At 59.4% G+C, this 18,907-nt stretch carries 15 protein-coding genes and 1 tRNA gene; 6 read left to right on the top strand and 10 right to left on the bottom strand.

Features of this window, described 5'->3' with window-relative positions:
* Positions 1 to 133 precede the first annotated feature (133 nt).
* From NOM06_RS09085 to NOM06_RS09095, 3 genes are all read left to right on the top strand, one after another.
* Complete coding sequence (locus tag NOM06_RS09085; RefSeq protein WP_255911221.1) at positions 134 to 3,070, top strand: EAL domain-containing protein; 2,937 nt, start codon at positions 134 to 136, stop codon at positions 3,068 to 3,070.
* 65 nt (positions 3,071 to 3,135) lie between these two features.
* Positions 3,136 to 3,933, top strand: coding sequence for a pyruvate formate lyase 1-activating protein (gene pflA, locus NOM06_RS09090; protein WP_080768686.1), 798 nt, complete (start codon positions 3,136 to 3,138; stop codon positions 3,931 to 3,933).
* A gap of 88 nt (positions 3,934 to 4,021) precedes the next feature.
* Complete coding sequence (locus NOM06_RS09095) at positions 4,022 to 4,663, top strand: energy-coupling factor ABC transporter permease (protein ID WP_139411355.1); 642 nt, start codon at positions 4,022 to 4,024, stop codon at positions 4,661 to 4,663.
* An 84-nt stretch (positions 4,664 to 4,747) separates the two neighbouring features.
* Here the strand turns inward: NOM06_RS09095 and NOM06_RS09100 are convergent, their stop codons facing one another.
* Complete coding sequence (locus NOM06_RS09100; protein ID WP_005333998.1) at positions 4,748 to 6,040, bottom strand: NAD(P)/FAD-dependent oxidoreductase; 1,293 nt, start codon at positions 6,038 to 6,040, stop codon at positions 4,748 to 4,750.
* Positions 6,041 to 6,114: 74 nt separating this feature from the next.
* Positions 6,115 to 6,654: an alpha/beta hydrolase YcfP gene (gene ycfP, locus NOM06_RS09105; RefSeq protein ID WP_005334000.1), complete on the bottom strand. Its 540-nt coding sequence runs from the start codon at positions 6,652 to 6,654 to the stop codon at positions 6,115 to 6,117.
* A 505-nt stretch (positions 6,655 to 7,159) separates the two neighbouring features.
* Between ycfP and NOM06_RS09110 the strand changes: the two genes are divergently transcribed.
* On the top strand, positions 7,160 to 8,566 hold the full coding sequence (locus tag NOM06_RS09110; protein WP_255911223.1) for a nucleobase:cation symporter-2 family protein: 1,407 nt from the start codon (positions 7,160 to 7,162) through the stop codon (positions 8,564 to 8,566).
* A gap of 63 nt (positions 8,567 to 8,629) precedes the next feature.
* Here NOM06_RS09110 and NOM06_RS09115 read toward each other — a convergent pair whose 3' ends face one another.
* The 3 genes from NOM06_RS09115 to NOM06_RS09125 all read right to left on the bottom strand — a co-directional run bounded on the left by NOM06_RS09115 (position 8,630) and on the right by NOM06_RS09125 (position 11,612).
* Positions 8,630 to 10,426 carry a M3 family oligoendopeptidase gene (locus NOM06_RS09115; protein ID WP_255911225.1) on the bottom strand — a complete coding sequence of 599 codons (1,797 nt, stop codon included), beginning with the start codon at positions 10,424 to 10,426 and terminating at the stop codon, positions 8,630 to 8,632.
* A 123-nt stretch (positions 10,427 to 10,549) separates the two neighbouring features.
* Complete coding sequence (locus NOM06_RS09120; protein ID WP_042053196.1) at positions 10,550 to 11,470, bottom strand: DUF808 domain-containing protein; 921 nt, start codon at positions 11,468 to 11,470, stop codon at positions 10,550 to 10,552.
* Position 11,471: 1 nt separating this feature from the next.
* A complete protein-coding gene (locus tag NOM06_RS09125; RefSeq protein ID WP_021231002.1) occupies positions 11,472 to 11,612 on the bottom strand; it encodes a hypothetical protein in 141 nt (46 codons plus the stop codon).
* A 251-nt stretch (positions 11,613 to 11,863) separates the two neighbouring features.
* On the opposite strand from NOM06_RS09125, the gene NOM06_RS09130 reads away from it, so the two are divergent.
* Positions 11,864 to 12,466 (top strand): DUF924 family protein, encoded by a 603-nt coding sequence (locus NOM06_RS09130; RefSeq protein WP_255911227.1) that lies wholly within the window; start codon positions 11,864 to 11,866, stop codon positions 12,464 to 12,466.
* Positions 12,467 to 12,534: 68 nt separating this feature from the next.
* On the opposite strand, the gene NOM06_RS09135 is transcribed toward NOM06_RS09130, so the two are convergent.
* The 5 genes from NOM06_RS09135 to NOM06_RS09155 form a co-directional block, all read right to left on the bottom strand.
* Complete coding sequence (locus tag NOM06_RS09135; protein ID WP_255911229.1) at positions 12,535 to 14,154, bottom strand: methyl-accepting chemotaxis protein; 1,620 nt, start codon at positions 14,152 to 14,154, stop codon at positions 12,535 to 12,537.
* A gap of 104 nt (positions 14,155 to 14,258) precedes the next feature.
* Positions 14,259 to 15,518, bottom strand: a complete 1,260-nt coding sequence (locus tag NOM06_RS09140; protein ID WP_005334018.1) for a dicarboxylate/amino acid:cation symporter — start codon at positions 15,516 to 15,518, stop codon at positions 14,259 to 14,261.
* 204 nt (positions 15,519 to 15,722) lie between these two features.
* Complete coding sequence (locus NOM06_RS09145) at positions 15,723 to 16,154, bottom strand: hypothetical protein (protein WP_041235087.1); 432 nt, start codon at positions 16,152 to 16,154, stop codon at positions 15,723 to 15,725.
* Positions 16,155 to 16,370: 216 nt separating this feature from the next.
* Positions 16,371 to 16,447 (bottom strand) — tRNA-Pro (locus NOM06_RS09150).
* A gap of 112 nt (positions 16,448 to 16,559) precedes the next feature.
* A complete protein-coding gene (locus tag NOM06_RS09155; protein ID WP_042053202.1) occupies positions 16,560 to 17,903 on the bottom strand; it encodes a dihydroorotase in 1,344 nt (447 codons plus the stop codon).
* An 80-nt stretch (positions 17,904 to 17,983) separates the two neighbouring features.
* On the opposite strand from NOM06_RS09155, the gene NOM06_RS09160 reads away from it, so the two are divergent.
* Positions 17,984 to 18,859 (top strand): 6-carboxytetrahydropterin synthase, encoded by an 876-nt coding sequence (locus NOM06_RS09160; RefSeq protein WP_255911231.1) that lies wholly within the window; start codon positions 17,984 to 17,986, stop codon positions 18,857 to 18,859.
* Positions 18,860 to 18,907 lie beyond the last annotated feature (48 nt).

Raw genomic sequence — 18,907 nt, forward strand, 5'->3', positions numbered from 1 at the left:
GCAAGACTCCTCATACATGATAATGGGCAATAAATTAGACTTTTCTAATTTAGAATTCAATGAAATTTTGTTTCACACCATTTTGCAGTATTCTTGCAACCCCGACGGTTGCTTAACAGGATGTTGTTTGTTCATGTCGTCTACCGCACTCAGTCATCTACCTCCTGCCCTCCAGACGCCGCTCTTTTTCCGTCTGGATCTGCGCAGTCAACGGCTGGTCGCCCTGACCGACGTGATGCAAACCCCGCTCTACTGGCTCGATGAGCCGCGCGCCCCCTGGCCTGCCCAGCTACCCGATGCCCTACGCCTGCCCATCGAACAACTGCTGGCCAACGGCTATGGCGGCAAGATCACCGTGCGCTTTGCCAGCCAGTTGTGGCATATCGCCCTCGCCCACGAGCAGGATGGCTTCTGGCTCATCTGTCTGCAGAACCTTCGTCAGGAGCCCATCGCCGATCTGGCATTGCAACTGCCGCGCCTCAGCCAGATGGCGAGCCAGCAACAGTATGCGCCCCTGCTCGAGGCCCTTAAAGAGAGCTTGGGGGCCGATCGGCTCATCCTCTGGCACTATCTGGCCAACGGCGATCTCGGCAGCGAGCAACTCACCCCTGTATTCACCCTGGGGGTCGAGGCGATCTATCCCATTCGAGGCGACAGCCGCTATATCCGCGCCCTGCGTACCCGCAAATCGTTGAGTTTCTCGGAGGCCGCCCACCAGCCGATGCTGAGCAATCACCTCTATCTGACGAGTGCCGGTGTGCGCTCACGCCTCGATGGTGCCTTGCTGGAGCAGGACAAGCTGTTCGGGGTGCTGAGTCTGGAGTATCTCGATCCCACCCCGCTTAGCGAGGAGATGTTGCAGCTGGTGCGCAGCAGCGCCCAACTGCTCGGCCACTGGCAACCGCAACCGGAAGAGCACCGCGCCGAGCTGGCCCTCCCGCCCGAACTGCACCAGCAGACCGGCATCGACTACTGCAAGACGCTGGTAAGCTGGGCCATGAGCGCCAGCGGTGCCCGGGTGGGCTGGATCGGCGAGTTCCAGCCCCGCGGTCAGGATCTCTGGATCATCCCCCGCTGCGTCATCAACGAGGAGATCTGCTCCACCCTCAAGCCCATCCAGCTCGACCCCGGCCCCGCTCAGGAGCTGTTCCAGCACGGTCAGGCCATCTATGTGGAAGATCTGCCCGTGCGCTATCCCAAAGCGACCCGGCTGCTGGCCCTCAATGCCAGCGCCTACATCGGCATTCCGCTCCATGGCCAGAGCGGCGCCCCCATTGGCCAGATCACCCTGCTGCTCGATACCCCTCTTGAGGAGCCCGAGCCGCTGCTGGATCTGTTGAGCAGCCAGCACGAGCGGGCAGCCATCGAGCTCAAGCGCCTTGCCACCGACGATGCCCTGCGGCTGGCGGAAGTGGCCTTCAATACCCACGATGGGCTGATCGTGATGGATCACAACGGCATCATCCTCAAGGTCAACCACTCCTTCAGCCGGATCACCGGATTTGGCGAGGTAGAGGTGATCGGTCACTCCATTCGCAAGCTGCGTCCCACCTACTACGGGGATCATCTCAAGGAGGATGTCAGCCGCACCGTCAACGAGCAGGAGTTCTGGCTCGGGGAAGAGCGCTGCCTGCACAAGGATGGTCACCTCTTTCCGGTGCGCTTGATGGTGAACGGCGTCAAGGATGAGCAGGGAGAACTGAGCCACTTTATCTGCAGCTTCTACGACATCACCCAGGAAAAAGAGGCGGCCAGACATATCGAGCAGCTCGCCTACTACGACGATCTCTGCGGTCTGCACAACCGCCGCAGCCTCAACCATATTTTGCAGCAGACCCTGAGCGCCCCCAACGGCCAGTGGGGCGCCCTGCTGCTGGTGGATCTCGACAACTTCAAGTCGATCAACGACTCCCTCGGTCACGCCTGCGGCGATCTGTTGCTGCAGGCCGTGGTGCAGCGTTTCAGGGAGCTGCCCCAGGACAATCTGGTGCAGGCGCGCATCTCGGGGGATGAGTTTGCCCTGCTCTTTACCCAGCTCGGACAAGGCGAGGTCACCGCCAAAATTCTGGCAGAGCACTTCGCCCGCGAGCTGATGGGGCTGTTTCGCACCCCGTTTGACATCGGCGATCACAAGCTGCACTGCAGCGCCTCGGTGGGGATCAGCCTCTTCTCCGGCAACGAGACGGATCATCTGGTCCTGATGCAACAGGCCGACACCGCGACCCACATGGCCAAGCGCGCCGGTCAGGGCCACTACGTCTTCTTTACCGAGGCGATGGCCCAGCATGAGAAGAACCGGCTGACCCTCACCAATGAGCTGCGCGATGCCCTGCGTCACCACGAGCTGCAACTCCACTACCAACCGCAATACCGTGTCGACAATGGCTCGCTGTCGGGTATCGAGGCGCTGCTGCGCTGGCAGCGCAGCGACGGCACCATGGTGCCACCCGGGGAGTTTATCCCCATCGCCGAAGAGACCAGCCTGATCCTCGAAATCGGCTACTGGGTGATGAAGACCGCCTGCGCCCAATACAGCTTCTGGCTCAACCGTGGCCTGCAGATCCCCCATCTGTCGGTCAACGTCAGTGCCCGCCAGTTCCACACCCAGGGCTTCGTACAACAGGTGGAGTACATCTTGCGCGATACCGGTGTGCCCCCCTCCCGCCTGCTGCTGGAGGTGACCGAATCGGTAGTATTGGAGAATCGGCAGGAGAGTATTGCCAGAATGCGCCAGCTCAAGGAGCTCGGCATCCTCATCTCCATCGATGACTTCGGTACCGGCTACTCGTCGCTGGCCTATCTGCGGGATCTGCCCGCCGATGAGGTGAAGCTGGACAGAAGCTTCATTCAGACCCTTGTACACAGCGAACAGGACAGAGCCATCGTCAAGGCGATACTCGATCTGGCCCAGGTCTTCCGTTTTACCGTCACCGCCGAAGGGGTGGAAGAGGAGGCGCAGCTGGCCATCCTCAAAGCGCTGGGATGCCAGCATTATCAAGGGTTTCTCACCAGTCGACCGCTCACCGTCAAGGGGCTGGAGCAGCTGCTTGGCAGCCGGGCGCCGGACTAAAGGTGTAGGATCAATAGGGGTTTATGTAATAAAATAACGGCCTGCTCGAATCGTTGGAGTTGTTTATGTCTGTCATTAATCGGATCCCAGCCGTTGAAATCAGCCAGCCAGCCGGAGCTCACGGCACCGTTGGCCGGATCCATTCCGTCGAAACCTGCGGCACTGTCGATGGCCCGGGAATACGCTTTATCGTATTCATGCAAGGCTGCCTGATGCGCTGCAAGTACTGCCACAACCGCGATACCTGGGATACCGAAGGTGGCCGCGAAGTGACCGTACCGGAGTTGATGAGTGACATCACCAGCTATCGCCACTTCATGAATGCCTCCGGCGGTGGCGTGACAGCGTCCGGCGGTGAAGCCATGCTGCAACCGGCTTTCATTACCGAACTCTTTACCGCCTGCAAAGAGAAAGGGATCCACACCTGTCTCGACACCAACGGCTTCGTCCGCCATCTCGACGAACAGGTGGACAAGCTGCTCGACCAGACCGATCTGGTGCTGCTCGACATCAAACAGATCAATGACGAGAAACACATTCCGCTGACCCACGTCAGCAACAGATACACCCTGGAGTTTGCCCGCTATCTGGCAGCCAAAGGCAAGACCATGTGGATCCGCTACGTGGTGGTGCCGACCTGGAGCGACGACGACGAGAGCGCCGAAGGGCTGGGCCAGTTTATCGCCGAGCTGGGCGATAGCGTGGAGAAGGTGGAGCTGCTCCCCTACCATGAGCTCGGCAAACACAAGTGGGATGTGCTGGGCGACCCGTACGAGCTGAGCGGGATCAAGCCCCCCAGCAAGGAGACCATGGAACGGGTCAAGGGCATCCTCGGCAAGTACCACAACAACGTCAAATATTGATGGTAAAAGCAGGCTGACTCGTCAGCCTGCTCTACTATGGGGCGGTCGGGAAGACCGCCCGGACTCTACTGCATAAATGGACGACAAGATGAGTGAAGGACAACTCGCCGCCCTCCTGATCTGGCTGGTACTGCTGGCCTTCAGCCTGCGCCGCTCCCTGTGGCAGACCCTCCATGACAACCCCCTCTATCAGCACCTGTTGCTGGGCAGTGCCATCGCGCTGGTGCCGCTCTGGTATCTAAGGGCCGGTCTGCATGAGGGGCTGGAGGTCCATTTTCTCGGGCTCACCACCCTCACCCTGCTGCTTGGCTGGCGGCTGGCACTGCTCGCCCCTTGCCTGACCCTGCTGGTGCTCGGTTACTTTGGTGTCACCAATCTGGCCGATTTTGGCTGGCAAGCGCTGGTGGGCATCGCCCTGCCGGTAGCCACCAGCTGGCTGCTGTTTCTGGCCAGCTGGGCCTGGCTGCCGCGCCATCTCTTTGTTTATATCTTCGTGGCCGCCTTTCTCGGCGGCGCCATCACCATCTCGGTCAAGGTGGCCGCCAGCGCATTGCTGATGGGGTTAAGTCACAGCTACCCCTGGCACACCATCACGGCAGACTACCTCTCCATCTGGCCACTGCTGCTGTTCCCCGAAGCCCTGCTCAACGGCATGGCGATGACGGTGCTGGCCATCTACCGCCCTCACTGGGTCAATACCTTCTTCGACCGCACCTATCTGGGCAAGTAACGCTCTCTTTCCTGATCTGCGCCCATAAAAAAGGAGAGGCCATCGCCTCTCCTTTTGGTATTCCGAATTGTGCCAAACCCCGGCTTAGTGCAGCTTCAGGGTCGGGCGCAGTACCCGGTTGATGCGACCTACCAGCATGATGAGGCCGGTCTTGACGTAGCCGTGCAGGGCGATCTGGTGCATCCGGTAGAGGGAGATGTAAACCAGACGGGCAATGTAACCCTCGACCATCATGGAGCCGCGCATCAAGTTGCCCATCAGGCTGCCCACGGTGGAGAAGCGGCTGAGGGAGACCAGCGAACCGTGGTCGTGGTAGAGGTAGGGCTTCATCTCGCCGCCGTTCATCTTGGCCAGAATGTTCTTGAACGCCTGGCTGGCCATCTGGTGGGCAGACTGTGCGCGCGGCGGCACGAACTTGCCATCCGGCTGCGGGCAGGCTGCGCAGTCACCGATAACGAAGATGTTCTCGTCACGGGTAGTCTGCAGGGTCTCTTTCACCACCAGCTGGTTGATGCGGTTGGTCTCAAGACCAGCGATATCCTTCATGAAGTCAGGCGCCTTGATACCGGCCGCCCACACCATCAGGTCAGCTTCAATCAGCTCGCCATCCTTGGTGTGCAGACCGTCGCTGGTCGCTTCGGTGATCATGGTGGCGGTACGCACGTCCACACCCAGCTTGACCAACTCCTGATGGGCGGCGCCGCTGATGCGCTCCGGCAGAGCCGGCAGAATGCGCGGGCCCGCTTCCACCAGGGTCACCTTCAGGCTGTCGGTGGTGAGGTTCTTGAAGCCGTAGGCGTAGAGCTGCTCGACCGCGTTGTAGAGCTCGGCAGAGAGCTCTACGCCGGTGGCGCCGCCGCCGACGATGGCAATCTTCACCTTGTCGCCCGGCTTATATTCGGTGGCGAACTGCAGGAAGCGGTTCATCATGCTATTGTGGAAACGGTGCGCCTGGGAGGGGCTATCGAGGAAAATACAGTTATCCTTGATCCCCTTGGTGTTGAAGTCGTTGGAGACAGAACCGATGGCCATCACCAGATAGTCGTAGGGCAGCTCGCGCTCGTTGACCACGATGTCGCCATTGTCGTCGTGGATCGGGGCCAGCACGATGCGTTTATCGTCACGCTTGATGTCGGTCAGGGTGCCGAGCTGGAAGTCGAAACCGTGGTTCTTGGCGTGAGACTGGTAGCTCAGGGCATCGATGCCCGCATCCATAGAGCCGGTGGCTACTTCGTGCAGCAGGGGTTTCCACAGGTGGGTGCGGTTGCGATCGACCAGAGTGATCTTGGCCTTGTTCTTCTTGCCAAGCTTGCGACCCAGACTGGTGGCCAGCTCCAGGCCACCGGCGCCGCCGCCTACAACGACAATATTCATCATGATGATTTTCCTCGGTTCCTCAAAACGAAAGGGAGCCATTGGCTCCCTAAAACGAAATCGGTCGACGTGATGGATCAGGCTTCTTTGAAGGCCTTCATCCGCTGCAGATGATGCGAGATATTTTTGAACTTATGAGTCTCGCGCTCATCCCACACGATGTCGTAATAGTTCTTCAATTCACGTTCAGTGTCCCGATTATCGCGCACTTCATCCTGAACGGAAAGGATACACAGACAGTTTCCTGAATTTTTCTTACGAAATTCAGTTACACACTTGGTACCGATATCGTCATATTCTTCCGGCCGGTCGATCTTGCCCTGCATGTTCTCTTCCGGATGGAGGTTGGGGTTGAAGATCACCTGGCGAATGCCGCACAGAAAGCCGATCCGCTCGCTCCAGTAGCCACCAAGACCCACGCCGCAGATCAGCGGTTTGGGATCGGTACTCATATCGAGCTGTTTTTTCACTTCCTTGAGCAGATGGCTCATATCATGACGGGGGTGAACCGTGCTGTAGTGCACGAAACGCACATCATCATCAATAAACTGCAACTGCAGCACTTTCTCGTGATTGCCTGGGCTGGTGGCATCAAAGCCATGCAGATAGATGATCATGGATAAGACCTCAGGATCTGTGTCGGTTTTATCGAAACTACCCCAGCGGCGGCCCCGTGCGCCACCAAAACATCCAACTTTCTTGCTTTGGATCACGCCCCCGCCCCCGATTACGCCCAGCAGCCCGCGAGCGCAGTCACATGCTGAGGGGCGCATTGCGAGCAACGTTATGGTGCCCGGCTATCAAAGTGAGATCGCCAGACCAATAATGATAAACCCCTTACCAATCTGAGATGCCCTCACCTCCTTCCCCTGCCAGCAGCCGGACACTTATCTGGCCGGTATGTGACTCATCCCGCAAAAACAAGGCGTTATCGCCAAACGTTTTCTCTCGTGAGCGGCGTTGTGCATGTTTTGTGCACTGACCCGTGCTGCACCGGATCCCTCTCACTACTGCCGAGGGATCTGGCACCTCTGTCAATACACGAGATCAATGACCGGGAAAGCTGCGGCTTTCACTATCTTGCCTGTAGCAGTTGCGCGGGCTTCAAGGAGTGATCTGTTCATGAGCGAGACCAATCCCCCCTCCCCCCGACCGGGTGCGCGCAAGCGCCCGGTGGATGAAGTGGAGCGCATGCTCCCCATGGGCCAACTCTTTACCCTGGGCCTGCAACATGTGCTGGTGATGTACGCCGGCGCCGTGGCGGTGCCACTGGTGATTGGCGGCAGTCTGGGGCTGCCCAAGGAGCAGATCTCCTACCTTATCAGTTCGGATCTCTTCTGCTGCGGCATCGTCACCCTGCTGCAATGTGTCGGGATTGGCCGCTTTGCCGGGATCCGGCTGCCGGTCATCATGTCGGTCACCTTTGCCGCCGTGATGCCCATGCTGGCCATCGGAGCCAACCCGGATCTGGGTCTGACGGGCATCTTCGGTGCCACCATCGCCGCCGGTATCATCTCGACCCTGCTGGTGCCGCTGATAGGACGACTGATGCCGCTCTTCCCCACCGTAGTGACCGGGGTGGTTATCACCTCCATCGGGATCAGCATCATGCAAGTGGGGATCGACTGGATGGCGGGGGGCAAGGGCAATCCGGAATATGGCAGCCTGCGCTATATCGGCACCAGCTTTCTGGTGCTCGTCTTTATCCTGCTGGTGACCCGCTTCACCAAGGGCTTTTTCAGCAATATCTCGGTGCTGCTCGGGATCATCTTCGGTTTCGTGGTAGCCATCGCCATGGGCGAAGTGAGCCTAGATGGCCTCGGCCAGGCAGCCTGGTTTGCCCCCATAGTGCCCTTCGCCTTCGGCTGGCCCACCTTCGATCCCATCTCCATCGCCACCCTCACAGTCATCATGCTCATCACCTTTATCGAATCGATGGGGATGTTTCTGGCCCTTGGTGACATCGTCGGCCATCCGGCCAGACGCGGTGATATCGTGCGCGGGCTGCGGGTGGATGGCATCGGCACCATTATTGGTGGGATATTCAACAGCTTCCCCCACACCTCCTTCTCCCAGAATATCGGTCTGGTGAGCGTGACCGGGGTATCGAGTCGCTGGGTCTGCGTGATGTCGGGGGGGATCCTGCTCGCCTTTGGCCTCATCCCCAAGATGTCGGTGCTGGTCGCCTCCATCCCGCCCTTCGTGCTGGGGGGCGCCGGTATCGTGATGTTCGGCATGGTGCTGGCCACCGGTATTCGCATCCTGGCGCGCACCGATTACAACAGCAACCGTCACAACCTCTATATCGTCGCCATCAGTCTCGGAATTGGCATGATCCCGACGGTCTCCGGGAATTTTTTCCAACAGCTTCCGGCGCAGCTACAACCGCTTTTTCATAGCGGTATCCTGCTGGCCACCATCAGTTCGGTGCTGCTCAACCTCTTCTTCAACGGCTATCAGCCGGACCTGACTCACCAGACCCGTCCTCTATTCGTTGGTCCCATCAAACCGCAGCAAGAGCAGGCATAACAAACAGGCCCCCGGACAGCGAGACTGTCCGGGGGCCTGTTGTTCATATCACCGCTGACCCAATCAGGCAGGCAACTGCGCGAAGCGCTCTACCGCCTGCGCTACTTGTGCCAGACTCCCCTGCCAGAAGGCGGCCTCACGGATATCCTGCCCCAGATGCTTGGCTACCAGATCTTCGGCGCTCATCCGGCCGGTATCGCGCAACAAAGCGCGATAGGCCTCGGCCACGCCCTCTTCCCCCGCCGCCTTGCGGCTCATCAACTGCTGATAGACCCCGAGGCTGAACAGATAACCGAACAGATAGGGGTAGTTGTAAAAGCCCAGCCCAGCGATGGAGAAGTGCGCCTTGGCCGCCCAGAACATGGGATGATAGCGGGTCAGGCTCCCCTCATACCAGCGCCCCCATGCCTCGTCAGTCAGCGTCTTGAGTCGCTCTGCGGATACATAACCCTGCGCCCGCTCGGCCACCAGCGCCCGCTCGAAATCGAAGCGGGCCGGAATATTGACCAGGAAGGTGGCTGCGCCATCGGCCTCCGCCCAGGCGATGGCCAGTTGCTCTTCCGGGCTTTGCGCCTGCTCGAACAGGGCGCTGCGCACCAGGGTTTCGGCGAAGATGGAGGCGGTCTCCGCCAGCGTCATAGGGTAGCTGCGCTGACTCATCGGCAGATCGCGGATCACCCAGTTGTGCCAGGCGTGACCCAGCTCATGGGCCAGCGTAATGACGTTGTCCATGGTACCGGCATAGGTAACGAAGACCCGCGGTTCGACCGGTTCGGCAAACTTGGTGCAGTAGGCGCCGGTGCGGCGATTTGGCGTGGGCGCTGCATCAATCCACCCCTTCTCGGCCATCATGCGGGCAAACGCCCCCATCTCGGGATCGAAACGGCTAAAGGCATCGGCAATCAACTCGATCGCCTCATCAAAAGGAATGTCACGGCTGCTGGAAGCTGGCGGCGGTGCAAAGAGATCCTCCGGCCCCAGATCGTCGAGACCAAGGCGCTCGGCCATCAGCTCCAGCGCCCGCTGACCCAACCCACGGGCTCGCCAGGTTTCGCTCATCAGGGCATTGAGGGTGGCACGCTCGATATGGCTCTGGTGGCAGGAGAGATCCAGCGCATCGAGCAAACGGGTGTTGCCGCGCTGACGGGCCAGCTCCAGCCGCCAGCCGTTAAGGGCATTGAGGATGGCGGCAACCGTCTCCTGCTCCCCTTCCCAACCGGCGCTGATGGCATCAAAGGCTTCTAAACGCAGCGCACGCACCGGACTGGAGAGCAGATTGCTCGCCTCGGCCAGCCCCATCTCGCGGCCATCAATGATCAAGCGGATCTTGCCCACCAGATCGTTGTAGAGGTTGCCCCAGGCGTGCAGGCCATCGGTGCCCAAACCGATCACCAGTTGCTCCGCCGCCACCGGCAGGCGCTGATCCTGCAAACGACGCTCGTGGCGCAGGCGGTACGCCTCCTCACCGAGTAGGGGATCACTCATCAGCGCGGCGAATTTCTCTTCCGGCAACGCCAGCATCAGATCTTCCACCGGCGCCAGCGTCTTGAACAGATCGGCATTAAGGGCGCGGGCACGGGACGCCAGCTGTTTGGCCTGCGGATCCCGCGCATCCTGACTGCCGCGGCACGCGGCCAGAATGGCGACGTTCCAGCCGATATGGCGAATATCACGGGCGCGCAGCCGCACTTCCCGCAAAAAATCCTGCAGCGCTGCGTCATCGCCGCGCACCCCGTCCAGACCCGCCATATAGCTGGCCAGCTCTTCCAACGCGTGGCGGGCTGCGCGCATGTCCGCTTCCAGCTCTGGGCTGTCGAGGCCCGGGTAGATATGGTCGTTATTCCACTGTTGTTGATACATAGCTTCTCGCAAAGGCCTTTATCGGGAGGCGCAACAGACCTGCGGGCAGCAAGTCAGAGACCGGGCAACCCGAAGGCCAAAAAATGAAGAGAGGAAAAAAGAGACAATGGCCCGCAAGCTCGCTTATCCCTTGGCCGGGGCAAGACGGCTCACCAGCGTCATCACGGCAACCAGCAGCAGACCCGCCACCACACCGGCCACGGCGTTGAGCAGAGTCGGCGTCACCGCCGCCAGTACGGCCCCCACTGTGGGCAGGGTGGCGACAACAGCGGCTGCACCTTCAATCAGGTGATGGGCAAAGGGCCAGCCATGCACCAGAATGCCACCGCCCACCATAAACATGGCGATGGTGCCGACCAGTGCCAGCAGGTGCATCAGGCGGGGCGCCGTCACCAGCAGTCCCTGCCCCACCGCGCGGCGCAGGGCGCTGCCATCGGGCTTTTGCAGCAGATGCAGACCGATGTCATCGAGCTTGACGATCAGCCCCACCAACCCGTAGACCCCGATGGTCATCAGCAGGGCGATGCCTGCCACTACCGAGAGCTGCAGCGCGAGGCTTGCCCCCTGAACCGTGCCAAGGGCGATGACGATGATCTCGGCAGAGAGAATAAAATCGGTGCGGATCGCTCCCTTCACCTTCTGCTGCTCGAAGGCCACCAGATCATCGGGAATAGGAGCTGTGTGTGCCTCACCCTCGCTCACTTCATGAGGCAGGAACTTGTGGGCCAGCTTCTCGGCCCCCTCAAAGCAGAGGTAAGCGCCTCCCAGCATCAAGAGAGGCGTGATAAGCCAGGGCACCAGCGCACTGATGGCGATGGCGGCGGGCACCAGAATCAGCTTGTTGCGAAATGAGCCCTTGGCCACCGCCCACACCACCGGCAGCTCCCGCTCGGCACGCACCCCGGAGACCTGCTCCGCGTTGAGGGCCAGATCATCACCCAACACCCCGGCGGTCTTCTTGGCCGCCATCTTGGTCATCAGCGCCACGTCATCAAGCACGCTGGCGATATCATCGAGCAGGGCCAACAAACTGGTTCCAGCCATATCAAAGATCCCTTATATCAGTGAGAAACGTCTTCCCGAAAAATGTCTCGCGCTTGTTCACCACGACCTTGGTCATCAGCGCCACGTCATCAAGCACGCTGGCGATATCATCGAGCAGGGCCAACAAACTGGTTCCGGCCATATCAGAGATTCCTTATATCAGTGAGAACAACACCGCGAGAGAGGTGTACGTCCCGATAACCACCAGGGTCAACAAGACCACCTCATGGCGATCGCAGGCCATCATCGGCCGAGCCAAAAATCCGGCGATCGCCATCGGGGGGTTACGTCTTGCGGGCAAAAGATGGCACAGTGTAACGAGAAGCCGCCGTTTCGGCAGCTCCCCTGAGCCATTTGTTCCTGGTTCCCTCTGAATCACCTCAAGGAGTTCCCATGCAACCCTGGCAACCTCTGCTCGCTCTCTGGTTTGGCGACGAAGCCGATGATGTCCTGCGGGCCACACGGCAAGCCCCCCTCTGGTGGGGGAAAAGCAGCGAAACGGATGCCCTGCTGGCCAAGCAGTTTGGCGCGCAAGCAGAGGCGGCCGCCAACGGGGAGCTGGCCGACTGGGCCGATCTGCACCACGGCAGGCTGGCGCTGATCCTGCTGCTCGACCAGTTGCCCCGCAATATCCATCGCGGCACGCCTGCGGCCTTTGCCCAGGATCCTCTGGCAAGGGATCTCTGCCTGAAAGGGCTGTCCATCGGTGCTGACAAATCCCTCTCGCCACTGGAGCGGGTCTTCTTCTATCTGCCGCTAGAGCATGCCGAATCCCGCGAACAACAGGCCAGAAGTGTGGCGCTGTTCGAGGCACTGGCTGCCGAGCAGGCTGGCACACCGGCGCAGGCGACCTTTGCCGGATTTGCCGACTTTGCCCGCCGCCATCAGGTGATCATCGAACGCTTTGGCCGCTTCCCCCACCGCAACGACATACTCGGTCGCACCAGCACACCGGAAGAGGCGGCATTTTTGCAGCAACCGGGCTCAGGCTTCTAAGCAGGTCATATAAAAAAATCCCCGCCAGCTGGCTGGCGGGGATAGCGGATGGATAACAACTCTCGGCGTTACTGAATGCGATAGCGGGATATCTGCTGGTGGATGCTCTCGGTGGTGACATTGAGCTCCTCGGCTGCGGCTGAGGTCTCCTCCGCTGTGCTGCTGGTTTGCTGCACGACCTGAGCAATCTGCTCTACCTGATGAGCGATCGACTCGGCGGCCGAACTCTGCTCGCGGATGGCATTGGTGATCTCGCCCACCTGCTCCATCACCCGGTGCGACGCACTGCGGATTTCGGCAATAATGGCGCCACTCTCGGTCGCCATGGTGACCCCCTGGCTCACCTTCTCCTCCACCAGATGCATGCGGGAGACTGTATTGTTTGACTCCTGCTGGATCGCCTCTACAGTGGCGGAGATCTCCTGAGTGGATTGGGCTGTGCGCTCAGCCAGTTTGCGCACTTCATCTGCCACCACCGCAAAGCCACGGCCGGACTCCCCGGCCCTCGCCGCCTCAATGGCCGCGTTCAAGGCCAGCAAGTTGGTCTGCCCCGCCACATCACGGATCACGTTGACCACACCGCCAATGCGCGAAATGCCCTCACCCAGCGCAATGACCTCGGCCGAGGCCTGCCGGATCGAGTCGGCGATCTCGTTGATGGCATGGACTGTGCGCTCGATGGTCCGGCCCCCCTCGATCGCCAGCTGCCCCGACTCATTGGTGATACGGCTCGTCTCCTGAGTACGTTGGGAGATATCTGTGATGCTGACTGTCATCTCTTCCACACCGGCGGCGATCAGACTGGTGGCATCATTGGCCTGACTGGCCGAGCTGGCCAGGTGCTGCGCTGCCTGAGAGAGGGATTCGGCGGTGCTCTTGATCTGCAAGCTGCCTACGGAAAATTCGGTAAATGTCTGTTGCAGCGTATCGAGCAGCCGGTTGACCGCATTGAGGGTCAGACCAATCTCATCCTGCTGTTTCACGTCTGCTCTCAGGGTAAAGTTGAGGTCGCGCTGGATCCGGGTCAGGGTATCCATGGCGGTGCGAAGGGGATTGGCCACCTGATTGAACAACCAGACAAACAGCCCCATCGTCAGTACGGTGGCACCACCGGCGATAAACAACAGGGTTTGCAGGCTGTTGTCATAATTCTCCTGGCCCTGCTTCTTGAGCGCCAGCCCCAAATCCATATTGAAGTTGACGTGAAGCTCGATTGCCTTGGCAAACTGCTGGAACACTCTGGTGGCTTCTCCCGCCAGCATGTCTCGCGCTTCATCGTTCTTGTTTTGTCTGGAGAGCTGCAGAACCTTGTCTATCTCCTGATAATATTGCGCAATAATGCGCTGATCATCGTCGGTCAGGCGCCGGTCTTCGTCATTGGAGAGCATCTCTGCTTTATATTTCTCCAGTTGCGAATTGATCTGTTTGCGATGCTCGGCAATATCGGCTTCTATCTGCTGCATCTTGTCATTGTCGGTGTTGAGGATATGGCTTTGAACCCGAGAGTGCAGCTCATAAAACGCAGCCTGCACCTCCTTGATCAGCGCAATACTGGGCACCGTATTGTCCGTCACATAGCTCAAGTCTCGATTGCCAGCCCCAAGGCGGTTGATACTGAACCAGCTGAGGAAAACAAGCGCCAGCATAACCAGCAGCGCTATCAGTTGAAGCCGACGAGCAATGTTCATAACCGTACACTCCAGATGAAAACTATCTAGCAGTGTAGACGAGCCATAAACAACAACGGCCCGCATTGGCGGGCCGTTGTTGTTTATTTTTCATGACGTTGTGATCAGGCTTTGGCTGGCTCACTCTCGCCCAGCGCGACGGTTTCACCCAGACTGTCTTCGGTCTTGGCGACCACGCTGGCGGCGATGGCGTTGCCCAGCACGTTGGTGGCAGAGCGGCCCATGTCGAGGAAGTGGTCGATCCCCAGCAGCAGCAGAATGCCCGCTTCCGGAATATGGAACTGGTTCAGGGTGGCGGCAATCACCACCAGAGAGGCGCGCGGTACCCCGGCCATCCCCTTGGAGGTAACCATCAGCAGCAACAGCATGGTGATCTGCTGGGCCATGGAGAGCTCGATGCCATACGCCTGGGCAATGAACATCACCGCGAAGGTGCAGTACATCATGGAGCCGTCGAGGTTGAAGGAGTACCCCATCGGCAGCACGAAGCTGGCAATGCGCTTGTCACAACCGAACTTCTCCAGACGATCCAGGGTCTTCGGATAGGCCGCTTCAGAACTGGCAGTCGAGAAGGCCAGCAGGATCGGCTCGCGGATCATCGCCAGCAGTTTGATGACGCGACCACGCAGGAAGACGCTGCCCATGGCGATCAGCAGCAGCCAGAGGCAGGCCAGCGCGATATAGAACTGGGCCATAAAGCTGCCGTAGGTAACCAGAATACCCAGCCCCTCTTTGGCTACCATGGCGGCGATGGCACCAAACACCGCGAATGGCGCAAAGTTCATCACGTAGCCGGTCACTTTCAGCATGATCTCGGCGGCGCTGGCCATCAACACCACTACCGGCTTGGCCAGATCGCCGAGCGCAGCAGCAGCCAGACCGAAGAAGAGGGAGAAGACCACGATCTGCAGGATCTCGTTGGTGGCCATCGCCTCGACCACGCTCTTGGGGATGGCGTGGGTCACAAAATCTTTCAGGGTAATGGCACCGGCAGCAATGCCCGAGCTGGCGGTGTCATTGGGCAGGGATAGTGAAAGACCCACACCCGGCTGCATCAGGGTCACCATCACCAGACCCAGGCTCAGGGACATCAGGGAGGCCAGCATGAACCAGCCGAGGGTCTTGGCACCGATACGACCCACGGTGCGGGTGTCGCCCATCTTGGCGATACCGACCACCAGGGTAGTGAAGACCAGAGGAGCGATGATCATCTTGATCAGGCGCAGGAAGATATCGGTCAGGATCGTGATGTTATTGGCGAAATCCGCAGCCTGATCTGCGGCAAACATCCGATAGCCCTGGCCGGTGAGGATGCCAAACATCATGGAGATGAGGATGGCGACCGTCAGTTTATTCATTTTCATGGGGGAGTCCCGGTTTTGATTGGTGCAAGCCGTAAACAGTGGCGTGGGAGCCACTACAGTCCGTTTTTGTGATCCGAGCCGTTGATTCCTGGCGGCTGGTATGCTGGGAGAATGCCTAAAAGCAGGGGGTAAATCTAGAGGCTTTATCCAGAATTTTATCCTGCCATTAGGTGTATGCGATATGGATCTTGCAAACCACCAATATTAATCACTGTTTATTTTGATTTCGGCGAGATATTTCGCATTCAGAGTTCGCTCATCGAGTGCCCGTGGCAACAGGCGAAAAGTGAGCAGCGCCGAGATGGTATGCTGCACCTGCATCTGGGCCATAAAGAGATCCGGTTCATCTTCGTCAAAGCCGAAGATCGGCCGTGATGGGGTCACCCTGACGGCATCGCGGTTAATGGTCAGCTCATCGACCTTGAGCCAGGAGTAACCCTCTGCCAGTGCCAGCTCCCCTGCCCGCTTGAGCACATATTTGCGGGCGGTCTCCCTGTCCACCAGATCGTTGCCGACAAACTCCAGTTGCCACTTGTCCGGGCCAAGCCGGGTCTGGGAAAAACCGGTCTGGCCGTTCCAGAATGACTTTTCACTCTCGTAAGGGGTGGCGCAGCCCACCAGCAGCAGGGTGAGCATCAGCAGACAACAGGGTTTAGATACGGATGCAGACACGGGAGGCCTCGCCAGGCAAATGAGCAACAGAGTCGTTACTACACCATAAAGCGCGGTGGCAGCACAATCTGCTCACGCCAGCAGCGACCAGCATGCATCACCACTGGCTTCACGCCTGTGCGGCAAATCGCAGGCAAAAGAAAAGGCCTTGTCGTTTGACAAGGCCTTTACCGGGGAATTTGGTCGGTGTGAGAGGATTCGAACCTCCGACCCTCTACACCCCATGCAGATGCGCTACCTGGCTGCGCTACACACCGACGGAGTCAGCTCGGCTGACGGGGGCAGAGTTTATGGAGATGACCCAGCCCTGTCAACAGGGAAACGCCGCCAATTCCTAAGCCACGGTGCGTTCGCCTGCTTTGCGAACAATCAGCGGTTAAAGGTCAGCCGCTTGCCCAGGATCTGGTCAGTCACCTGCCCGTTTTGCCAGGCGATCTGGCCGTTCACCAGCGTCATCTCCACCGTGCTGTGGAAGCGGTAGCCGTTGAAGGGCGACCAGCCACAGTGGTAGAGGATGTTGTCATCGTTGACCACATAGGGCTTGCCCAGATCCAACAGCACCAGATCGGCGAAGTAGCCCTCGCGGATATAACCGCGATCCTGCACCTGGAAGCGCTCGGCCACCGCATGGGAGGTCTTCTTGACGATAGTCTCCAGGGTAAACACGCCGTTGTGGTAGAGCTCCAGCAGCGCCTGCAAAGAGTGCTGCACCAGCGGCACACCGGACGGCGCCTTGAAGTAGCTGTTCTGCTTCTCTTCCCAGGTGTGGGGCGCGTGGTCGGTGGCGATGATGTCGAGCACGTCGTTGCGTACCGCATCCAGCAGTGCCTGCTGGTCGGCGGCACTCTTCACCGCAGGGTTGCACTTGATCAGGCTGCCCTGGGTCTCGTAATCGGCATCATTGAAGAAGAGGTGGTGCACACACACCTCGGCGGTGATGTTCTTGTCCTTCAGCTCGCTCAGGTCATGGCTAGCGGTAAACAGCGACAGCTCCTTGGCCGAGGTCAGATGCAGCACGTGCAGCTTGGCACCGTATTTTTTCGCCAGCGCCACCGCCATGCTGGAGGATTTGTAGCACGCCTCGTCACTGCGAATGCGGCCATGCTCGCCCATCGGCACATTCTCGCCCCACTTGGCCCGTGCCGCCTCTTCCGCCTTGGCGATGGTCGGGGTGTCTTCGCAGTGGGTCACGATCATCACCGGGCTCTCGCGGAAGATGGCCGCCAGGGTCTCCTGATTGTCCACCAGCATGTTGCCGGTCGAGGAGCCCATAAACACCTTGACCCCGCAGGACTGCTTGGGGTCGAGACGCTTGATCTCTTCGAGGTTGTCGTTGGTGGCGCCGAGATAGAAGCTGTAGTTGGCGACGGAGGAGTTGGCAGCGATCTGGTATTTGGCTTCGAGAGCGTCGAGGGTGGTGGTCTGGGGATTGACGTTGGGCATTTCCATGAAACTGGTGGTGCCACCGGCGACGGCGGCGCGGGATTCGCTGGCGATAGTCCCCTTGTGGGTCAATCCCGGCTCCCGGAAGTGGACCTGATCATCGATCATTCCGGGGATGAGATGGCGACCTGCGGCATCGATAACCAGCGCATCGGGCGCCTCGATATCCGGGGCGATGCGAGCAATCCGTTCCCCCTCGATCAACACATCGGAGGCATAGATGCGGCCTTCGTTGACCAAGGTGGCATTCTTGATAAGCAGTTTGTTCATGGGGGGTTCCAGTTCCTTTGCCGATAATCGCGGGTCATAATAGCGCAAAACTGCCCTTTCTCTGTAGCAAGGCCTGACTGATGAAGTTATTTGTAAGAGATTTGACCGTGATCGACTCCAGCTACCTCTGCGAACGCCGCGGCATGGTGGGCGAGAGCTGGCTGGTAGATATCGAAATGAGCGGTGAGCTCAACGAAATGAGCATGCTGCTGGACTTTGGCCGGGTAAAGAAGCTGATCAAGTCGATCATCGATGAAGAGGTGGACCACAAGCTGCTGGTGCCGACCGAGTGCCCGCTGATCCACGTCGAGACACTGGATGGTGACGAAAGCACAGTGGATCTGCTGCGCCCGGGTCGCTCCATCCATCTGCGCTGCCCATCCCAGGGCTTTGCCTTTATCCCGGCCCCGCAAGTTGATAAAGAGTCGGTGACCCGCTACCTGCTGGCGGTGCTGGCCAAACGGCTGCCGGGCAATATCAAGGATCTCTCCCTGACCCTGCGTCAGGAGGCGATCACCGGTGCCTTCTACCACTACAGCCACGGCCTGAAAAAGCACGATGGCAACTGCCAGCGCATCGCCCATGGCCACCGCTCTCCCATCGAGATCCATGTCGATGGTGAGCGCAACCAGGATCTTGAGCTCAACTGGGCCGAACGCTGGGGCGATATCTACCTCGGCACAGAGGAGGACAAGGTGGCGCTGACCGAGCTCGCTTTGAGCCCCCGCGCCAATGCCCAGCTTGGCGAGCATCACTGCGGCTTCAAATATGTGGCGCCGCAAGGGCTGTTCCAGCTGGCCATCCCCAGCGCCGAGGTGGAGATGATCGACACTGACACCACGGTCGAGCTGCTGGCCTGCTATATCGCTCGCGAAGTGAAGAAGATGGTGGGCGACAAGTTCGTCAAGATTGTCGCCTATGAAGGGGTCGGCAAGGGCGCGATTGCCTACGCCTGATCCCCTTGCCACTACCGTAATAAAGAGAAGGCCCCGCATCTGCGGGGC

The sequence above is a fragment of the Aeromonas sp. JL9 genome, assembly GCF_024436075.1.
Classification (GTDB): domain Bacteria; phylum Pseudomonadota; class Gammaproteobacteria; order Enterobacterales; family Aeromonadaceae; genus Aeromonas; species Aeromonas veronii.